The 19,522-nt window shown below is 67.8% G+C and carries 16 protein-coding genes; 9 read left to right on the top strand and 7 right to left on the bottom strand.

Annotated elements, in window-relative coordinates; genetic code table 11:
• Nucleotides 1-109 precede the first annotated feature (109 nt).
• The 4 genes from ACH4RC_RS01280 to ngcE all read right to left on the bottom strand — a co-directional run bounded on the left by ACH4RC_RS01280 (nt 110) and on the right by ngcE (nt 4,893).
• Nucleotides 110-1,309 carry an ROK family transcriptional regulator gene (locus ACH4RC_RS01280; RefSeq protein ID WP_398193556.1) on the bottom strand — a complete coding sequence of 400 codons (1,200 nt, stop codon included), beginning with the start codon at nt 1,307-1,309 and terminating at the stop codon, nt 110-112.
• A gap of 221 nt (nt 1,310-1,530) precedes the next feature.
• Nucleotides 1,531-2,421 (bottom strand): carbohydrate ABC transporter permease, encoded by an 891-nt coding sequence (locus ACH4RC_RS01275; RefSeq protein WP_398193554.1) that lies wholly within the window; start codon nt 2,419-2,421, stop codon nt 1,531-1,533.
• Nucleotides 2,418-3,476 (bottom strand): carbohydrate ABC transporter permease, encoded by a 1,059-nt coding sequence (locus tag ACH4RC_RS01270; protein WP_398193552.1) that lies wholly within the window; start codon nt 3,474-3,476, stop codon nt 2,418-2,420. The genes ACH4RC_RS01275 and ACH4RC_RS01270 overlap by 4 nt, the downstream gene beginning before the upstream one ends.
• A 7-nt stretch (nt 3,477-3,483) precedes the next feature.
• Nucleotides 3,484-4,893: an N-acetylglucosamine/diacetylchitobiose ABC transporter substrate-binding protein gene (gene ngcE / locus ACH4RC_RS01265; RefSeq protein ID WP_398193550.1), complete on the bottom strand. Its 1,410-nt coding sequence runs from the start codon at nt 4,891-4,893 to the stop codon at nt 3,484-3,486.
• A gap of 1,080 nt (nt 4,894-5,973) precedes the next feature.
• On the opposite strand from ngcE, the gene ACH4RC_RS01260 reads away from it, so the two are divergent.
• Both ACH4RC_RS01260 and ACH4RC_RS01255 read left to right on the top strand, forming a co-directional pair.
• Entirely contained in the window at nt 5,974-6,306 is a 333-nt protein-coding gene (locus tag ACH4RC_RS01260; protein ID WP_398193547.1) for a hypothetical protein, read from the top strand.
• A gap of 134 nt (nt 6,307-6,440) precedes the next feature.
• Nucleotides 6,441-10,271 (top strand): GH92 family glycosyl hydrolase, encoded by a 3,831-nt coding sequence (locus ACH4RC_RS01255; protein WP_398193545.1) that lies wholly within the window; start codon nt 6,441-6,443, stop codon nt 10,269-10,271.
• A gap of 89 nt (nt 10,272-10,360) precedes the next feature.
• Here the strand turns inward: ACH4RC_RS01255 and ACH4RC_RS01250 are convergent, their stop codons facing one another.
• On the bottom strand, nt 10,361-10,921 hold the full coding sequence (locus ACH4RC_RS01250; RefSeq protein ID WP_398193543.1) for a L,D-transpeptidase family protein: 561 nt from the start codon (nt 10,919-10,921) through the stop codon (nt 10,361-10,363).
• A 353-nt stretch (nt 10,922-11,274) separates the two neighbouring features.
• Here ACH4RC_RS01250 and ACH4RC_RS01245 point away from each other — a divergent pair, with 353 nt between their 5' ends.
• Nucleotides 11,275-12,030, top strand: coding sequence for a GNAT family N-acetyltransferase (locus ACH4RC_RS01245; protein ID WP_398193540.1), 756 nt, complete (start codon nt 11,275-11,277; stop codon nt 12,028-12,030).
• Nucleotides 12,030-12,254 carry a translation initiation factor IF-1 gene (infA, locus tag ACH4RC_RS01240; RefSeq protein WP_398193538.1) on the top strand — a complete coding sequence of 75 codons (225 nt, stop codon included), beginning with the start codon at nt 12,030-12,032 and terminating at the stop codon, nt 12,252-12,254. Before ACH4RC_RS01245 ends, infA begins: the two co-directional genes overlap by 1 nt.
• Here the strand turns inward: infA and ACH4RC_RS01235 are convergent.
• On the bottom strand, nt 12,217-12,636 hold the full coding sequence (locus ACH4RC_RS01235) for an ATP-binding protein (protein ID WP_398193535.1): 420 nt from the start codon (nt 12,634-12,636) through the stop codon (nt 12,217-12,219). The two genes, infA and ACH4RC_RS01235, sit on opposite strands and share 38 nt — an antisense overlap.
• 113 nt (nt 12,637-12,749) lie before the next feature.
• Here ACH4RC_RS01235 and ACH4RC_RS01230 point away from each other — a divergent pair, with 113 nt between their 5' ends.
• From ACH4RC_RS01230 to ACH4RC_RS01220, 3 genes are read left to right on the top strand one after another with little or no spacing between them, the layout of a single operon-like run.
• Nucleotides 12,750-13,565, top strand: coding sequence for a Scr1 family TA system antitoxin-like transcriptional regulator (locus ACH4RC_RS01230; protein WP_398195624.1), 816 nt, complete (start codon nt 12,750-12,752; stop codon nt 13,563-13,565).
• Nucleotides 13,562-13,798: a DUF397 domain-containing protein gene (locus tag ACH4RC_RS01225; RefSeq protein WP_398193533.1), complete on the top strand. Its 237-nt coding sequence runs from the start codon at nt 13,562-13,564 to the stop codon at nt 13,796-13,798. The genes ACH4RC_RS01230 and ACH4RC_RS01225 overlap by 4 nt, the downstream gene beginning before the upstream one ends.
• Nucleotide 13,799: 1 nt before the next feature.
• Nucleotides 13,800-14,630: an arylamine N-acetyltransferase gene (locus ACH4RC_RS01220; protein WP_398193530.1), complete on the top strand. Its 831-nt coding sequence runs from the start codon at nt 13,800-13,802 to the stop codon at nt 14,628-14,630.
• Between the two features lie 60 nt (nt 14,631-14,690).
• Here the strand turns inward: ACH4RC_RS01220 and acnA are convergent, their stop codons facing one another.
• Nucleotides 14,691-17,408 (bottom strand): aconitate hydratase AcnA, encoded by a 2,718-nt coding sequence (acnA, locus tag ACH4RC_RS01215; RefSeq protein WP_398193528.1) that lies wholly within the window; start codon nt 17,406-17,408, stop codon nt 14,691-14,693.
• Nucleotides 17,409-17,710: 302 nt separating this feature from the next.
• Between acnA and ACH4RC_RS01210 the strand changes: the two genes are divergently transcribed.
• On the top strand, nt 17,711-17,911 hold the full coding sequence (locus ACH4RC_RS01210) for a DUF4236 domain-containing protein (RefSeq protein WP_398193527.1): 201 nt from the start codon (nt 17,711-17,713) through the stop codon (nt 17,909-17,911).
• 64 nt (nt 17,912-17,975) lie between these two features.
• Nucleotides 17,976-19,505, top strand: a complete 1,530-nt coding sequence (locus ACH4RC_RS01205) for a helix-turn-helix domain-containing protein (RefSeq protein WP_398193524.1) — start codon at nt 17,976-17,978, stop codon at nt 19,503-19,505.
• Nucleotides 19,506-19,522: the final 17 nt, after the last annotated feature.

The following is a 19,522-nucleotide window of genomic DNA, read 5'->3' as shown; positions in this document are numbered from 1 at the left end:
CCTGACGAGGCCGCGACGTTGCGGCCGAGGTGGCTGGAAGTCAACTCGGCCGCAACCCCAGCGTCAAGGAGTAAATCCTTAACGAGATGGCAACGGTGTCATGCGTTCTCTAAGTGAAGGCAGGTGTCACTGCGGGCACAGTGCCGTCCAAAAGGGTCGAATCGCCCATCTCGCTGAGGGCCAGGGCGAGCGCTCCGAGCACCTCCGCACGGCCGCCCAACGCCCCGGGAAGGACCGAGAGTTGGCGGGCGGCGCTGGGGATCGCGTAGCGCCCCACGGACTCCCTTATGGGCCCCAGGACCAGCTCTCCGGCCTCGGCCAGATCGCCGCCGAGGACGACCCGGCTCGGGTTGAGCAAGTTGCAGAGGTTCGCCACCCCCGAGCCGATGTGCCGGCCCACGTCCGCGATCACGCGGCGGCACCCCGGGTCCCCGTCGCGGGCGAGGCGGACCACGCCCTCCAGGGTCAGATCGGTGCCGTGGCTCGACTGGAGCAGCGGCAGGACGTACCGGGCGGCGGTGAACGTCTCCAGGCAGCCGCGGTTGCCGCAGCGGCAGACCGGGCCCGACTCGTCCAGGGTGATGTGCCCGATCTCGCCCGCGGTGCCGCCGGGCCCGCGGTAGATCTTGCCGTCGATGACCAGGCCCGCGCCGACGCCGCTGGCGACCTTGATGTAGGCCAGGTCCTTGACGCCCCGCCCGCTGCCCCAGACCAGCTCGCCGAGGGCGCCGAGGTTGGCGTCGTTGTCGACGTGCACGGGCACGCCCAGGCGGCGGCCCAGCTCCTCGGCGGGCCGCGTGCCGGTCCAGCCCGGCAGGATCGAGGTGGAGCCGAGCGTGCCGCTCTCCACGTCGATGGGGCCCGGGACGCCGAGCCCGACCCCGGCCACCTTGGCGCGGTCCACGCCGGTCGCGGCCACGAGCCGCTCGACCAGCTCCTCGGCGCGGTCGAAGCCCTGCGCGGCGCTCGCGTCCACGTCGAGCGGCTCGGACTCCTCGGCGAGCACCTGGTGGGCCAGGTTGCCGATGGCCACGCGCAGGTGCGTGTGGCCGAAGTCGACACCGATCACGATGCCCGCGTCGCCGCTGAGCGAGACGCTGCGGGCCCTGCGCCCCCCGGCGGAGGTGGGCGTGACCTCGACGGTCCCGCCGTCCTTGAGCTCGCGGACGATGTTGGAGACCGTGGCCGCGGACAGACCCGTCGTCCTCGCGATCTCCGCCTGCGTGAGCGAACCGGCGAGCCGTACGGCGCGTACGACCCGCTCAAGATTGGCCCGGTGCAGCGACGACTGCGACCCCGGAGTCTCCATTGACTCTCTCCACCTCTGCCCCTGGCCGGGATCACACCGCATGACGTCACAACGGGTGACCGACCCTTGTACAAGTTATGAACTCCAAGCTCCGCTGAAGTGCCATCTGCCGTCAAGCCCTTGACAGAAATCGGTTCCAACGAGCGGGCGCACGGGTCCGGCCCCGGAGAGGTCTCTCTCCGGGGCCGGACCCCTGTGAGCGGGAGGCGAAGCGGTCGGGGTCAGCGGAAGGTGCCCTGCGACACCGAACCGGCGATGCGGCGCTGGAAGATGATGTACACGATCAGTACAGGCACCACGGTGATCACGATCGCCGCGAACAGCGCACCGTAGTCGATGTCGTAGACCTGCGAGGACGCGTAGGCCGCCATCCCCTGGGTCAGGACCCATTTGTCCTGGTCGGTGTTGAGCGCCACGGGCAGCAGGAACTGGTTCCAGAGCCCCAGGAAATTGAAGATCGCCACCGCCGCCATGCCCGGACGGGCCATTGGCAGCATCACCTGGAAGAACGCCCGCCAGTCACCGGCGCCGTCGATCAACGCGGCCTCGTAGACGTCGTGCGGCAGTGACCGGAAGAACGAATAGAGGAAGAACATCGTGAACGGCAGCGCGAACGCGACATAGGTCAGAATCAGCCCCGGCCGCGTGTTCAGCAGCCCGAAGTTCTGCAGCTGGAAGAAGAGCGGAACGATCGCCAGGAAGACGGGGAAGGTCAGCCCGGCGAGCATCACGTAGTAGATCAGCCGGCGCCCGGGGAACTCGAACCGGGCCAGGATGTAGGCGCACATCGCACCCAGCAACATCACCAGGACGAGCGCGGAGACGACGACGATCACCGAATTGAGGAAGTACTTTCCGATGTTCGCGTCGGTCCACGCGTTGGCGTAGTTTCCGACCCGCCAGTGATCCGGCAGCGAGAACGGCGACGAAAGGATCTCGCCGGTCGATTTGAACGACGACATCAGCACCCACAGCATGGGCACGATAACGATCACGGACCACAGGATGAGCAGGAAGTGCGAGATCGCCGCGAACCTGCGGTCGCTGCTTGCGGCAGCTCTCGACAGTTTGCGGTCACGCGCCTGCTTCCGGTCGGCGGCCATGGCGCTCACCGGGCACCTCCCTTGGCTCCGGCACGCCGAGCCCTGAACCCGGACGCTTTCTTCCTGCCCTCGCTCTCGCCGCCGCCCGTCAGACGGTTGACGAGGAACACCAGCGCCGCGAAGACCAGGGTGACGACGGCGAGGACGACACCCATCGCGGTGGCGTACCCGAACTGCTGCTTGGCGAAGGCGACATTGAACAGCCGCTGACTGATCGTCAGGGTCGAGTTGGCCGGACCACCGTTCGGCAGCATGGCCTGTACGTAGACGAACGCGTCCAGAGCCGCGATGCCCAGGTAGATGTAGGCCGTCTGCACACTGTCCCGGATCGCCGGCAGGGTGATCGATATCGTCGTCCGGAACCGGCCGGCACCGTCGATCTTGGCCGCCTCGTACAGCTCGCCGGGGACTCCCTTGATCGCGGCGATGAAGAGCACCGCGTAGAACCCGACGAGCCCCCAGACGATGACGAACATCAGGGCCGGCATCGCGCTGACCGTCTCGCCCAGCCAGGCGAACGTGTCGAACCGGTCGAGGCCGATCGCGGTGAGGACGCCGTTGACCAGGCCGGCGTTCGGGTCGAACATCTGCGCCCAGATGAGGCCGACGATGATCGCCGGCACGACGTAGGGGAAGAACGAGACGATCCGGTAGAACGACGCTCCACGGATCCCCCGGACGGGCCCCTTGCTGGGCCCGCCCAGGGTGATGGCCACCGCGACGCCCAGGGCCAGCGTCAACGTCACCAACGGCACGCAGACCGCGAGCAGCGCGACGTTGCGCAACGCCTTGAGGAAGATGTCGTCCTGGAACATCTTGGTGAAGTTGTCGAAACCGACGAAGTTGTAGTCGGGGCTGAAGCCGCGCCAGTCCGTCATACCCCAGTAGATCGCCTGGACGAACGGGATCAGGACGAAGATCACGAAGATGGCCAGCGGGACACCGAGGAACGCGAGGAAGAACGTCACCCGGTCGAAGGTGAGCTTGTGGCGTCGGGGCCGCCCGCCGCGAGCGGCCGGCGCCGGCCGGCGGCTCGCGGGTTCGGGGCTGGTGGTGTCTTTCATGGCGGTACTAGTTGACCTCGAGCTTCTTGATGGAGTCGTCTTCCCTGACCTTGTCCGAGATCTTCTGCAGAGCCGAGGTGAGGCCCTTGGCGTCGAGGTCACCGGCGAGGAACGAGTTCCACGGCACGAGCATGTCGGTGTTCATCCCGTAGGCGGAGACGAACAGGTAGTTGAAGATGTTGTCGCCCGCGGCCTCGAGCATCTTCGACTGCGCGACCAGCGCGGACGATCCGTAGCCGTCGGCGGGCACGGTGCCCTTGACGATCGTGGGGGCCAGCTTCGTCTTGGAGAAGTTGGCGGCCGCGTCCTTGGACAGCATCGCCCGCAGCACCTCCTTGCCGCCGGCCGGGTTCTTGCCCTGCTTGGGCACGATGAACGGCTCGCCCGCGGCCGCGCGAAGCGCCTCGTAGGGCATCTTCGGCTTGTCGGTGAGCGTCATCTCCGGGATGCCGGTCATCTGGAAGTCCTTCTTGGTGGCGTCCTTCATCTCGTTCTCGATCCAGCCACCGGACGGGTAGAGAAGCGCCTTCTGGTCGTTGCTCCAGATCGCCTGCGCCTTCTGGAACTGGGTGCCGGAGCCACCGGGGACGAACATCTTCTGCCTGACCATGGTCTCCATGACCTTGAGGACACCCTGGATGGACGGCTGCGACCAGGAGTCCTTCTCCAGCTTCTCGAGGGCGATCCGGACCTCGTCGCCGCCCTCCTTGATCGCCGAGTCGATGAGCAGCGTCATGTAGTAGGTCGCGGCTTCCTTGCCGTGGACGAAGAGGTACTTGCCCTTCTTCTTCGCCTCCTGGCCGAGGTCGAGCGCCTCGTCCCAGGTCTTCGGCGCGGTCCAGCCGTTCTCCTCGAACAGCGTCTTCGAGTACCAGACGCCGTACACCGTCATCACGTAGTTGAGCGCGACGAACTTGTCGTTGAACGTCCCGGGATCCTTGACGCCGGCGTAGAGCGTGTCGGCGATCTTCTTGCCTTCGTAGTTGTTGGCTTCAAGGACGTCGTCGAGCTCCTCGAGCTGGTCGAGGATGCCGAGGAAACCGATCTGGTCCTCACCGGAGTTGTCGATGAGGTCCGGCGGGTTGCCGCCGACGAACCGGGGCTGGAGCTCCGGGGCGATGTCCACCACCGGCTTGACCTGGACCTTGAGCCCCTTGACCTGGCCACCGACGACCGTGTTGGTGTACTCGACGTAGTCCGTGCCGTAGCCGCCGTCGAAGATGGCCGCGTCGACCTTGGAGTTCTCGGCCACACCGAACGGGTTCTTGGCGCTCTTCTCGCCCTTCGGGCCGCCGCCGTCACCGTCGCCGTCACTGGAAGGAGAGCCACACGCCACCGCGAACGAACCCATGGCCGCGGTCGCGATCGCCCCGCGCAGGAGCGTCCGCCTGTCAAGAGAGCCGGCACGAAGGGTCATCTCTGCATCCTCACTGATCGAATGGATCTGTACGGGTCTGCTGCGTGCGCTCCGGCCGGGCCTGGCCGGCCATTGCGCTCGCCGCACTTCTTCTGAGCGCGCCCAGGTACGGGTCGCCGCCTCGGATGTCGGCGGAGATGCGCACCGTGGCGTTTTCGCCGTCGTCTCGGTGCCGCTCGGCGGCGCCGATGGTGATCAGCTGAGCGATGCCGGAAAAGCGGTCGTCCGGGCCATGGCAGGAGCGACGGTCGCGCTCCTGTTGATCAGTGCGCGATGGCCTACGCCGGGGGTGGATCCCATGCTCAAGTCCTCGCCTTCTCCAGGACTCAGGCGGTGAACCGGATCCTCCCCGGCACCGCGGTGATGTGCTGTGTCGTGCCGGGACCGGAATCCCGGGTCCCGGGCCGGAAAAGCCTCTCCGGAGCGTGTCCGGAAATGCCCCGTCCCGAGGGAACGCAGTTGGAGCTGGGTGGTACTGGAAGTGCCGGGATCTTCAGGGAGTTACGGCTGTCGGTGCTCCCGCACGTCACGCCGATTCCCCCTGGTCCCCCCGAGTCCGACCGCGGCCCGAGGACGGCCGGGGCGGACGCCGACAGGTATAGTCCACTCTCTGTTAAGTGGGCAAGATCGAATGCAGGTTTGGACGTCGGTCTTTTCCGAGTTGAGACCTCCCGGAAATAAGCCGCAGGCCGGTAGATGTCGATCACTTCAACTTCCTTGCGTACAAGGCATGTAGCGGTATGGTCCGCCTTTTCGGGCCGGGTGCGTTCGAGGAGTGAACGATCGGCCCGGGCGCTCGCTGGGGCCAGTGCACCCGGCCTATGCCCCGCGCAACCGATGCGCCCCCTTCGGGGCTATCCGCGGCAGGTACGGCGAGAGTACGCTCCGTATCAGTCCGTGGACGTTGTGTGGCCGTAAGCGCGGCGATATGTGTCCGGCGATCTCTCGGGTCCCTTGGAGGCGGCCCCCACGCCAGCGGCTGTCTTCGCGAGGAATTCGGTCCCGCGCCACAAGCGCCGCCCTGATCAGCCGCCGGGTCCTCTGCCTCCCGCCGGACGGCGCATTGCCTCTGGAATCGCCATGCGCAACTACTTCGTCGATGAGCTCCTCCTCATCACCCCCCTCCACAAGGAACCCGGCGTCCGCCTGTTCGGCCAGGTGGTCGGCGCCCACAAGGCGTCTCTCGCCGTGGCCGTGGCCGAGCACAGCCGCTCGCACGACGAGGTCACGGTGGACCTGACGCAGGTGGAGTACCTGGCCAACGGCGCCCTGGAGACGCTCGTCGCCCTCGCCCGCAGCCTCACCCCGCCCCAGCGGCTGCGCGTCCTGACCGCGCCCGGGCTGCGCGTGCAGGAGCGGCTCGCGGCGGAGGGCTGGGACCAGATCGACACGCTGTGGGTGGTCCGGGTCTGACCACCCGCCCCACCCGGCTCCCCCTTCCCCGCGACACACGCAACACCCTTGACACCGCTCACCACTTACCTCCCTACTGGACGTTGCGCAGCTAACTGACAACGTTGTCTACAGCGCCGGGAGGGTGCACAGCGATGCAGGGCAGATCGATCCGAGCCAGCCGTTCCAGATACAGATACGCCACGACGGCGGCCGTGGGCGCGGCCGCGCTGGTGCTGACGGCGGTCGGCCAGGGGGCCGCGGCGGCCGCGCAGGCCCACAAACCGCGTCCGGCCAAGGAGTTCAGCTCCTCCTTCGAGGAGGGCCAGCCGGCCCCGGACTGGCTCAACACGGTCGACACCGCCAAGGACGGCTCCAAGCGCTCCAGCGGCGTCGACGGCGGTTACAGCGGCGGCATCCCGGGCAACGTCAACGCCCATGTCACCGAGGTCCGCGCCAGCGGCGAGAACTCCGGCGGCGGCGAGACCAAGGAGAACCTGGTCGACGGCGAGTCGACCAGCAAGTGGCTGGCGTTCACGCCGACCACCTGGGTCGAATACGACCTCGACGAGCCGGCCGAGGTCACCAAGTACGCGCTGACCTCGGCCAACGACCACGCCGAGCGCGACCCGAAGGACTGGACCCTGAAGGGCTCCGCCGACGGCAAGGAGTGGACGACGCTCGACAGCCGCTCGGGTGAAACGTTCGAGCAGCGGTTCCAGACGAAGACGTACGAGATAGCGGACCCGGCCGAGTACTCCCACTTCCGCATCGAGTTCACGAAGAACAACGGTGCGGGCGACGCCACCCAGCTCGCCGACCTCCAGCTCTCGACCGGCGACGCGCAGACCCCCACGCCCGAGGACATGCTCTCGCTCGTGGACCGCGGCCCCAGCGGCTCGCCGACCGCCAAGGCGGGCGCGGGCTTCACCGGCACGCGCGCGCTGCGCTACGCCGGTACGCACAAGGCGGACGGCCGCGCGTACTCGTACAACAAGGTCTTCGACGTCGACGTGGCGGTGCAGAAGGACACGGAGCTGTCGTACAAGGTCTTCCCGCAGATGGCGGAGAAGGACCTCGACTACGACGCCACGAACGTCTCCGTCGACCTCGCCTTCACCGACGGCACCTACCTGAGCGACCTCAAGGCGGTCGACTCCAACGGCGGCCTCATGACGCCGCAGGGCCAGGGCGCCGCCAAGCGGCTGTACGTGAACCAGTGGAACGCGGTGAAGTCGTCCATCGGCTCCGTCGCCGCGGGCAGGACGATCGACCGGATCCTGGTCGCGTACGACTCCCCGAAGGGCCCGGCGAAGTTCCGCGGCTGGGTCGACGACATCGACATCGCGCGCGCCGAACCGGTCCGTCCGAAGGCCCACCTGAGCGAGTACGCGTCCACGACACGCGGCACGAACTCCAGCGGTGGATTTTCCCGGGGCAACACCTTCCCGGCGACGGCCGTCCCGCATGGCTTCAACTTCTGGACGCCGGTGACGAACGCGGGTTCGCTGAGCTGGCTGTACGACTACGCGCGGGACAACAACGCGGACAACCTGCCCACGATGGAGGCGCTGGCCGCGAGCCACGAGCCGAGCCCGTGGATGGGTGACCGCCAGACGTTCCAGATGATGCCCTCGGCCGCCGCGACGGTGGACACGTCGCGCACCGGCCGCGCGCTCCCCTTCAAGCACGAGAACGAGACGGCGAAGCCGTACTACTACGGCGTCACGTTCGAGAACGGCGTCAAGGCGGAGATGGCGCCGACGGACCACGCCGCCGCGCTGCGCTTCAGCTACCCGGGCGACGACGCGAGCGTGATCTTCGACAACGCCTCCGAGCAGGGCGGCCTGAGCCTGGACAAGGACAACGGGGTCGTCACGGGCTACTCGGACGTGAAGTCCGGCCTGTCCACGGGCGCCACGCGGCTGTTCGTGTACGGCGTCTTCGACAAGCCCGTCAAGGACGCGGACGCCTCCGGCGTGAAGGGGCACTTCACCTTCGACGCCGGCAAGGACCGCACGGTGACGCTGCGCCTCGCGACCTCGCTCATCAGCATCGACCAGGCCAAGGACAACCTGGCGCAGGAGCTGCCGCAGAAGAAGTCGTTCACGTCCGTGCGCGATGCGGCGCGTGCGCAGTGGGACACGCTGATGAACAAGGTGGAGGTGGAGGGCGCGACGGAGGACCAGCGCACCTCGCTCTACTCGTCGCTGTACCGCCTGTACCTGTACCCGAACTCGGGCTTCGAGAAGGTCGGCAAGAAGTACCTGTACGCCTCGCCGTTCACCGCGATGACCGGTCCCGACACCCCGACCCACACGGGCGCGAAGATCGTCGAGGGCAAGCCGTACGTCAACAACGGCTTCTGGGACACGTACCGGACGACGTGGCCCGCGTACTCGCTGCTCACGCCCACGAAGGCCGGTGAGCTGGTCGACGGGTTCGTGCAGCAGTACAAGGACGGCGGCTGGATCTCCCGCTGGTCCTCGCCCGGTTACGCGGATCTGATGACCGGCACGTCGTCGGACGTGGCGTTCGCCGACGCGTACGTCAAGGGTGTCGACTTCGACGCCGAGGACGCGTACAAGGCGGCCGTGAAGAACGCGACCGTGGTGCCGCCGCAGTCGGGTGTGGGCCGCAAGGGCATGGAGACCTCGCCCTTCCTTGGCTACACCAGCACCGACACGCACGAGGGTCTGTCGTGGGCCCTTGAGGGCTACCTCAACGACTACGGCATCGCGCAGATGGGCCAGGCCCTCTACAAGAAGACGGGCAAGAAGCAGTACAAGGAGGAGTCCGAGTACTTCCTCAACCGCGCCCGTGACTACGTCAACATGTTCGACGACAAGGCGGCGGGCACCGGCTTCTTCCAGGGCAAGACCGCCAAGGGCGACTGGCGCGTGGAGTCGTCCGAGTTCGACCCCGCGATCTGGGGCTACGACTACACGGAGACCAACGCCTGGGGTTACGCCTTCACGGCCGTCCAGGACAGCAAGGGCCTGGCGAATCTGTACGGCGGAAAGAACGGCCTCGCCGACAAGCTCGACACGTACTTCAACACGACCGAGACGGGCTCGGCGGACGTCGCCGGTTCGTACGGCGGTGTCATCCACGAGATGACCGAGGCGCGTGACGTGCGGATGGGCATGTACGGCCACTCCAACCAGGTCGCGCACCACGTCACGTACATGTACGACGCGGCGGGGCAGCCGTGGAAGACGCAGGAGAAGGTCCGTGAGGTCCTCTCCCGCCTCTACACCGGCAGCGAGATCGGCCAGGGCTACCACGGCGACGAGGACAACGGCGAGCAGTCGGCCTGGTACCTCTTCTCCTCGATGGGCTTCTACCCGCTCGTCATGGGCAGCGGCGAATACGCCATCGGCTCCCCGCAGTTCACGAAGATGACGCTCCACCTGGAGAACGGCAAGAAGCTCGTCGTCAAGGCGCCCAAGAACAGCGCGAAGAACATCTACGTGCAGGGCGTCAAGGTCAACGGCAAGGCGTGGAACAAGACGTCGCTGCCGCACTCGGTCGTCGCGAAGGGCGGCACGATCGAGTTCGCGATGGGCTCGAAGCCGTCGAGCTGGGGCACCGGCAAGGACGCCGCCCCGGTCTCCATCACGCAGGACGACAAGGTGCCGTCGCCGCGCAAGGACGCGATCACCGGTTCCGGTGCGCTGTTCGACAACTCGTCGGCTACGAGCGCGAGCGCGACGTCGGTCGAGCTGCCGGTCGGCACCGAGGGCACGAAGGCGGTTCAGTACACGCTGACCTCGGCCGACAAGGCGTCTGCCCCGACCGGGTGGAAGCTTGAGGCCTCGGCCGACGGTACGTCCTGGAAGACGGTCGACCAGCGGTCCGGCGAGTCCTTCAGCTGGGACAAGCAGACGCGGGCCTTCACCGTGCCGAAGCCGGGCGCGTACAAGCAGTACCGGCTCGTGTTCACGGGGGCCGCGACGGTGGCGGAGGTCGAGCTGCTGTCGTAACGCGTTGGCGTGAGTGAGTTCGAAGTCGCGGGCGGGCGTGGAGTGTTCACGCCCGCCCGCGGCGGTGTCACGGCTGCGGTGTCACGGCGTCAGTTCGTCACCACGAGCTTCTTCGGGAACCCGAGGGCCTTGCCCCGCTTGTACAGGTCCTTTATGTCCGCGGGCTTCAGCTTGATGCACCCCGCGGACTTGTAGTCGCTGTTCCCGTCCCAGCGCGTGGCCTCGCTCGTACCCGCGCGGCCGTTCTGCTTCATCTCGCTGTGGATGAACAGCTCGGTCCTGCGGGTATGGCCGTTCTTGCACGTGGTGTCGTTGAGCCGGAACGCGTACCCCTTGATCAGGCTGCCGTTGTACGTCTTGAACCAGTTGTTGATCTTGTAGGTCTTGGTGGGCAGCCAGCCCCGCGACGGGGTGCACTCGTTCGTCGAGACGCCGGAGCCGGCGCGGTACTTCTTGATCACCTTGTCCGGTCCGGAGACGCTCTTCATCAGCGACAGCGTGGAGTTGGTGTTGGTGCTCTTGTTGAACTTCAGGTAGTACGAAGAGGCCGCGGCCGGTTGTGCCTGGGCGGGTGCTGTGGTCGTGGTCGCCAGTCCGCCGACGATGGTGACGGCGAGGAGTACGGGGGCGAGGCGTGCTCGGGTTCCCATGGGTGCTCCGATCTCATGGTGGTGTGGCCGTGTGCCCAGCGGGTCTGCCGGGGCTGGACCAGAGCTTTGCGAGCCGCTGTGAGCGCGGGCAATGGTCCGCCGCAGTCCCGGACAGTCATTGGCTGTCCGAGCAGGTCAGCGCTGTGTCCGGGACAGGAGTCCCCCGCTCGCTCTATTCGGTGGACGGACGCCGTCCTGGCGTTTACTGTCTGGCCTGAACCGTGAACAGACCCAGGAGGTGGGACCCATGAACGCAGTACGCACGTGGGTGCTCCCCTCTTCTTCACGGTGGGGCGGATGACATAGGCCGCCGGGAGCGCCTGGAACACGGCACTCCTGAGAGGCAGAGACCTATGGATCCGACAGAAGACAAGACCGAGTGGCAGGCGTTCGAGGACGGCCGGGTGGTCGGCCGCGCCGAGGCGTGGAAGCGGCACGACGGCCGCCTTTTCGTCAGCGTCGATTCCTGGCGCGACGCGACCTTCGACCAGCTCGCCGCCACCATGCTCGCGGACCTGCCGAGGCCGCTGCACACCATGGTCGACGCGGACGATCTCGCCCTGAAGGCGCGATGGGAGCAGCTCGGCTTCACGGCCGGGCACGGCGAGTGGGTGTACCGCGTGCCCACCGACCCGCAGGTCACGGGGCTCGGGGCGGTACGGCCTCCGGCGGGCGTGTCCGTCCTTCCCCTCGGCGCGGCCGAGAAGGGCCCCCTACGCGTGCTGGACCGCGCCGTCCGTACCGAGGTGGAGGCCACCCTCGGCCGGCACGAGATGCCGGCCGAGGTGCTGCCCCGCCTCGACGACGCCACCGTCATCGACCCGACCAAGTACGCGGTCGCCGAGGAGGCGGGCGGGCGGTACGTGGGGCTCGTCCGGGTGGCTCCGGTCCCCCGGCAGCCCCGGATCGGTCTCATCGCCGTCCTGGCCGACCAGCAGCGTCGCGGCATCGCCCGCGCGCTCCTCGCCGACGTGCTCAACCCTCTTCATCGGTCGGGGGTCCGCGCGGCCACGGCCGAGGTCAGCCACTCCAACGCGGCCGCCGCCGCACTCTTCGACAGCGTCGGCGCCGAGCGCGTCGGCAGCAACCTGGAGGTCGTACTCACCTGATGCCGAAGACAAACCCGGGAATCGAAGTCGAGGGCACCGTCGTGGAGTGCCTGCGCAACGCCACGTTCCAGGTGGAACTGGAGAACGGGCACAAGGTGCTCGCGCACATCAGCGGCAAGATCCGGAAGAACTACATCAAGGTCCTGCCGTTCGACCGCGTGCTCGTGGAACTCAGCCCCTACGACCTCACGCGCGGCCGGATCCTCTACCGGTACCGCAACTGACCTCGCACCACACCACCTTGCCGGGGTCCCGCTCCGCCACGCCCCACTTGTCGGCCAGCGCCGTCACCAGGAGCAGGCCCCGGCCTCCCTCGGCGTCGTCCGGGTCGCCGGAGGAACTCGGTACGGCCGGTACGCCGTCGCCGCTGTCGTGGACCTCTACGCGGACCCCGTTCTCGTACGGCAGCACGTGCAGGAGGAAGCCGCGGCCGGGCGGGACGCCGTGCAGCAGCGCGTTCGTGGTGAGTTCGCTGACGCAGAGCAGGATGTCGTCCGCGCGGTCCTTGATGCGCCAGTCATGTAGCGCGGCCCGGGTGAAGTCGCGGGCCTCTGACACCGATTGACGTTCGCGGCGGAAGAAGCGCTCGCGGGATTCATGGTTCACGCGAGCGATGGTTGCGCAGAGTGATTGACTGTGACAGTGCGCGCACCCCGACGGATTATTCGTCGGGGTGCGCGCGGGGTCGATCGAGCGTGAAGGTGGGAACAGTGCGCACCATGAAGCGTCCGCCGAAGAGTCCGTCCGCGATGAGGATGGTCGCCGACCTCGTCGCCCTGTTCCGCAGATCCGCTCAGCTCACCCAGGCGGAGCTCGGGGAACGGCTGGGGGTGGCCGAGTCGACCGTCGCCGCGATCGAGCAGGCGCGGCGGCCGTTGGTACCGGAGCTGGCGTCCGCCATGGATGAACTCTGCGGCACACGAGGTGCGTTGGCCGTCGCGGTAGCCGCGTTGCCGGAGATCGACCAGTTCCCCATGTACGCCAAGCAGTACATGGCCCATGAGCGCGAGGCCATCGCCCTGTCCTGGTACGACGTCCTGGCCGTGCCCGGCATCCTCCAGACCGAGGAATGCGCCCGCGCGGTGCTGCGCAACCGTGTCCCGGCGTACGACGAGGACGAGGTCACCATAAAGGTGGCTGCCCGCGTCGAGCGCCAGGAGATCTTGCACCGTAAGTGCCCGCCCACGCTGAGCTTCGTCGTCTGGGAGGCCGCGCTTAAGCTGGCCTATTTGGAACCTTCGGCACGTGCGGGGCAGCTGCGGCATTTGCGTGCCTGTGCTGAACTCCCAGGGCTGTCCTTGCAGTTTCTGCCGCTGGACTCGCCGAAGCATGCTGGCCTGGACGGCGCCTTCACTCTCCTGGAGACCGCCGACCACCAGCACCTCGCATACACCGAATCGCAACGCGGCAGCCAGTGGGTTTCCGACCTCGACAGCGTGTCCATCCTGGCGCGCAAATATGCGATGCTGCGATCTCAGGCCCTCACGCCCGAGCAGTCCAAGGGCCTGCTGGACCGGCTGCTAGGAGAGACATGAGCACCGTACGGAACTGGTTCAAGTCGAGCTACAGCGGCAGCGAAGGCGGCCAGTGCCTCGAAGTCGCTTACAACTGGCGGAAGTCGAGTTACAGCGGCGACGAAGGCGGCCAGTGTGTCGAAGTCGCCGCCCACCCCACCGCCATCCACGTCCGCGACTCCAAGAACCCGGACGGCCCCCACTTCACGGTGGCCCCGGCCGCCTGGGCCGGTTTTCTGAACGGGCGCCGCTGAATTGATCGACGTAGACCGCTACCTGGCCGTGCTCGGAGTGGCACGGCCGGGCGCCCCGACCGCCGAAGCCCTCTGGGAACTGCACCGCGCCCACGTAGAGCGCATCCCCTACGAGACGCTCGACAACCAGCTGGGGCGGCGCACGAGCATCGACCCCGCTGAATCCGTCGCCCGTTTCCTGCGAGGACGCGGCGGCTACTGCTTCACCCTCAAGGGCGGCTTCGCCGCGCTGCTCGCGGCGCTCGGCTACGACGTGACGTTGCATGTGGCCGGTGTGCAGGACGAGGTCGAGGACCCGGACGGGCCCGGCGGCGACCACCTCGCGCTCACGGTCGGGCTCGACGGCGAGCGCTGGCTGGTCGATGTCGGGCTCGCGGGCGGGATGTACGAGCCGCTGCCGCTGCGCGAAGGCACGTACGCGCAGGGCCCGTTCACGTACGGGATGGCGCCGTCGACCGTCGTGCCCGGCGGCTGGCGGTTCACGCACGACCCGCGCGGCGCGTTCGACACGATGGTCTTCGCACCGGAGCCGGTGGAGATGGCATCGTTCGAGCCGAAGCACGTCGAGCTGTCGACATCGCCCGAGTCCGGGTTCGTCCGGGTCTTTCAGGCGCAGCTTCGCGAGGCGAAGGGCGTGGTGATGTTGCGCGGCTGTGTGCTGCGCAGGATCGAGGCCGGGGGCACGGAGGAGCGGGTGATCGACGCGGCCGAGGACTGGTACGACGTACTCGCCGACGTGTTCCACCTGAACCTGGACGACGTGGACGCGTCCGAGCGAGCGCGGCTCTGGGACCACGTCCGGACCGAGCACCGCAGAAGATACGGCGCATAAGAAACAGGGCCGCACCCCCGTTCACCGGGGATGCGGCCCTGAACTGCGTTGCCGACTCGCCTAGTTGCTGCGGATCAGGTTGCGCAGCACGTACTGCATGATGCCGCCGTTGCGGTAGTAGTCCGCCTCGCCGGGGGTGTCGATGCGGACGACCGCGTCGAACTCCACGCCCGTGTCGGTCGTGACCTTGACCGTGCGCGGGGTCGTGCCGTTGTTCAGCTCGGTGACACCCTCGATGGAGAAGGTCTCCTCGCCGGTCAGGCCGAGGGAGGACGCCGACTGGCCCTCGGGGAACTGGAGCGGGAGGACGCCCATGCCGATGAGGTTCGAGCGGTGGATGCGCTCGTACGACTCGGTGATGACGGCCTTGACGCCGAGGAGCGCGGTGCCCTTGGCCGCCCAGTCGCGGGACGAGCCGGAGCCGTACTCCTTGCCGCCCAGGATGACGAGCGGGGTGCCCTGCTCGATGTAGTTGCGCGAGGCGTCGTAGATGAAGGAGACGGGGGCGTCCTCCTTCGTGAAGTCGCGGGTGTAGCCGCCCTCGGTGCCCGGCGCGAGCTGGTTGCGCAGGCGGATGTTGGCGAACGTGCCGCGGATCATGACCTCGTGGTTGCCACGGCGCGAGCCGTAGGAGTTGAAGTCGCGGCGCTCGACGCCGTGCTCGGTGAGGTACTTGCCGGCCGGGGTGTCGGCCTTGATCGCACCGGCGGGCGAGATGTGGTCGGTGGTGACCGAGTCGCCGAGCTTGGCGAGGACGCGGGCGCCCGTGATGTCGGAGACCGGGGTGGTCTCCATCGTCATGCCCTCGAAGTACGGGGGCTTGCGGACGTAGGTGGACTCGGTGTCCCACTCGAAGGTGTTGCCGGTCGGGATCGACAGCGCCTGCCACTGCGCGTCGCCCGCGAAGACGTCGGCGTAGGACTTGTTGAACATGTCCTCGCCGATGGAGTTGGCGACGACGTCGTTGACCTCGGCCTCGGTCGGCCAGATGTCGGCCAGGTGCACGGCGTTGCCGTCCTGGTCGACGCCGAGCGCGTCCTTGGTGATGTCGACCTTCATCGAACCGGCGATGGCGTACGCGACGACCAGCGGCGGGGACGCCAGGTAGTTCATCTTGACGTCGGGGTTGATGCGGCCCTCGAAGTTCCGGTTGCCGGAGAGGACCGAGGTGACGGCGAGGTCGTGGTCGTTGACGGCCTTGGAGACTTCCTCGGGCAGCGGGCCCGAGTTGCCGATGCAGGTGGTGCAGCCGTAGCCGACGAGGTTGAAGCCGACCTTGTCGAGGTAGGGGGTGAGCCCCGCCTTGTCGAAGTAGTCGGTGACGACCTTCGAGCCGGGCGCCAGGGTGGTCTTGACCCACGGCTTGCGGGTCAGGCCCTTCTCGACCGCCTTCTTGGCCACCAGCGCGGCGGCGACCATCACGTACGGGTTCGAGGTGTTGGTGCAGGAGGTGATGGCCGCGACCGTCACCGCGCCGTGGTCCAGCTCGTACGTCGAACCGTCGGGGGCGGTCACGGTGACCGGGTTGGACGGGACGCCACCGGAGGCGGCCGGGGCGTCGGAGGCCGGGAAGGACTCCTTGCCCGCCTCGTCCACGCTGTCGACGTAGTTGAGGACGTCCGTCTTGAACTGCTCGGCGGCGTTCGCGAGGACGATACGGTCCTGCGGGCGCTTCGGACCGGCGATCGACGGGACGACCGTCGCGAGGTCCAGCTCCAGCTTCTCGGAGAAGTCGGGCTCGGCGGCCGGGTCGAGCCAGAGGCCCTGCTCCTTGGCGTACGCCTCGACGAGCGCGACCTGCTGCTCGGAGCGGCCGGTGAGCTTGAGGTAGTTCAGGGTCTCGCCGTCGATCGGGAAGATCGCGGCGGTGGAGCCGAACTCCGGCGACATGTTGCCGATGGTGGCGCGGTTGGCCAGCGAGGTGGCGGCGACACCCTCGCCGTAGAACTCGACGAACTTGCCGACGACGCCGTGCTTGCGCAGCATCTCGGTGATCGTGAGGACCAGGTCGGTGGCGGTCGTGCCCGGCTTCAGCTCGCCGGTCAGCTTGAAGCCGACGACGCGCGGGATCAGCATGGAGACCGGCTGGCCGAGCATCGCGGCCTCGGCCTCGATGCCGCCGACGCCCCAGCCGAGCACGCCCAGGCCGTTGACCATCGTGGTGTGCGAGTCGGTGCCGACCAGCGTGTCGGGGTAGGCCTGGCCGTTGCGGACCATGACCGTACGAGCCAGGTGCTCGATGTTGACCTGGTGGACGATGCCGGTGCCCGGGGGGACGACCTTGAAGTCGTCGAAGGCGGTCTGGCCCCAGCGCAGGAACTGGTAGCGCTCCTTGTTGCGGCCGTACTCCAGCTCGACGTTCTGGCCGAAGGCGTCCTTCGTACCGAACTTGTCGGCGATGACGGAGTGGTCGATGACCAGCTCGGCCGGGGAGAGCGGGTTGACCTTGTCGGCGTCGCCGCCGAGCTCCTTGACGGCCTCACGCATGGTGGCGAGGTCGACGACGCAGGGCACGCCGGTGAAGTCCTGCATGATCACGCGGGCCGGCGTGAACTGGATCTCCTGCGACGGCTGGGCCTGGGAGTCCCAGCCGCCGAGGGCACGGATGTGGTCGGCGGTGATGTTCGCGCCGTCCTCGGTGCGGAGCAGGTTCTCCAGCAGAACCTTGAGGCTGTAGGGAAGGCGAGCAGAGCCCTCGACCTTGTCCAGCCTGAAGATCTCGTACGACTCGTCGCCCACGCTCAGCGTGGCGCGGGCGTCGAAGCTGTTCGCCGACACGACAGTCTCCTTCATTGGTGTGCGCGTTCCACCGCAATCCTGCCGCCACGCCACGTTGCCGATTCGGTGAGGTAAGGCTAAGTTAGGTAACCCTTACCGGTAACCTCACTACCCTTACGCCAGAGTCGGCGGCGCCGGGCGGCCGCGGGGCGCCTCGGCAGATATCTCGATGTCGAGATAACTCTAACACCAGCCCTCCGGAGGGCTCGACTGATACCCGCGCGCGAGGGTATGCGGGACCCACGAACGGACCGCAACGGCCCGCCATCGGGGGGCCCGCCATTCGAGGGGAATGGGTTCTCATGCCGCTCACGTTCCGCAAGAGCTTCCGGATCCTGCCGGGGGTACGCCTCAACATCAACCGCAAGTCGTGGTCGGTCACGACGGGCGGCGGTTCGCACGGCCCGCGCCACACGCACAGCAGCACCGGCCGCCGTACGACGTCCATGGATCTGCCGGGCCCGTTCGGCTGGCGCAAGACGCGTACCACGAAGCGCCACTGACGCGTAGACGACTCAGTCGGCCCTCCCGGATTGCGGCATCTCATATGTGAGATAGCCTGCCGCCATGGCAGACGATTACCTCGTACGTATCGGCAAGCTCATCCGTGACGCTCGTCAGCATCGTGGCTGGACACAGAGTCAGCTCGCCGAGGCGCTCGGCACCAGCCAGAGCGCTGTGAACCGCATCGAGCGCGGCAATCAAAACATCAGCCTTGAGATGATCGCCCGAATCGGCGAAGCTCTCGACAGCGAGATCGTCTCCTTGGGCTACGCCGGGCCGATGCATCTGCGCGTGGTCGGCGGCCGCCGGCTCTCGGGCGCGATCGACGTGAAGACGAGCAAGAACGCGTGCGTGGCGCTGCTCTGCGCGTCCCTGCTCAACGACGGCCGGACCGTGCTGCGCCGCGTCGCCCGCATCGAGGAGGTCTACCGCCTCCTGGAGGTGCTGAGCTCCATCGGGGTGCGCACCCGCTGGATCAACGACGGCAAGGACCTGGAGATCGCGCCGCCCGCGCGCCTCGACATGGAGGCGATCGACGCGCAGGCGGCGCGCCGCACCCGGTCGATCATCATGTTCCTGGGCCCGCTCCTCCACCGCATGGACCGCTTCACGCTGCCCTACGCGGGCGGCTGCGACCTCGGCACCCGCACCATCGAGCCGCACATGATCGCCCTGCGCCGCTTCGGCCTGGACATCACCGCGACCGAGGGGCTCTACCACGCCGAGGTACAGCCGGAGGTCGCCCCCGACCGCCCGATCGTGCTGACCGAGCGCGGCGACACGGTGACGGAGAACGCGCTGCTCGCCGCCGCCCGCCACGAGGGCACGACCGTCATCCGCAACGCCTCCTCCAACTACATGGTCCAGGACCTCTGCTTCTTCCTGGAGGCGCTCGGCGTCCGCGTCGACGGCATCGGCACGACGACCCTCACCGTGCACGGCCTCGCCAAGATCGACGTGGACGTGGACTACTCGCCGTCCGAGGACCCGGTCGAGGCGATGAGCCTGCTCGCCGCCGCCGTCGTCACCGAGTCCGAACTGACGGTGCGCCGCGTCCCGATCGAGTTCCTGGAGATCGAGCTGGCGGTCCTGGAGGAGATGGGCCTCGACCACGACCGTACGGCCGAGTACACCGCCGACAACGGGCGCACGCGCCTGGTGGACCTCACCGTCCGGCCCTCCAAACTGGAGGCGCCGATCGACAAGATCCACCCGATGCCGTTCCCCGGCCTCAACATCGACAACGTGCCGTTCTTCGCGGCGATCGCGGCGGCCGCCCAGGGCAAGACCCTCATCCACGACTGGGTCTACGACAACCGCGCGATCTACCTCACCGACCTCAACCGCCTCGGCGGGCGCCTCCAGCTCCTCGACCCGCACCGCGTGCTCGTCGAGGGCCCGACCCGCTGGCGCGCCGCCGAGATGATGTGCCCGCCCGCGCTGCGCCCCGCCGTGGTCGTCCTCCTCGCGATGATGGCGGCCGAGGGCACGTCGGTCCTGCGCAACGTGTACGTCATCAACCGCGGCTACGAGGACCTGGCGGAGCGGCTCAACTCGGTCGGCGCGCAGATCGAGACGTTCCGGGACATCTGAGATCCCCCAGGGGAACC

Origin of the sequence: Streptomyces sp. NPDC016845 (genome assembly GCF_044332585.1) — a bacterium.
Lineage (GTDB): Bacteria > Actinomycetota > Actinomycetes > Streptomycetales > Streptomycetaceae > Streptomyces.
This window is presented reverse-complemented; position numbering and strand designations above follow the sequence as displayed.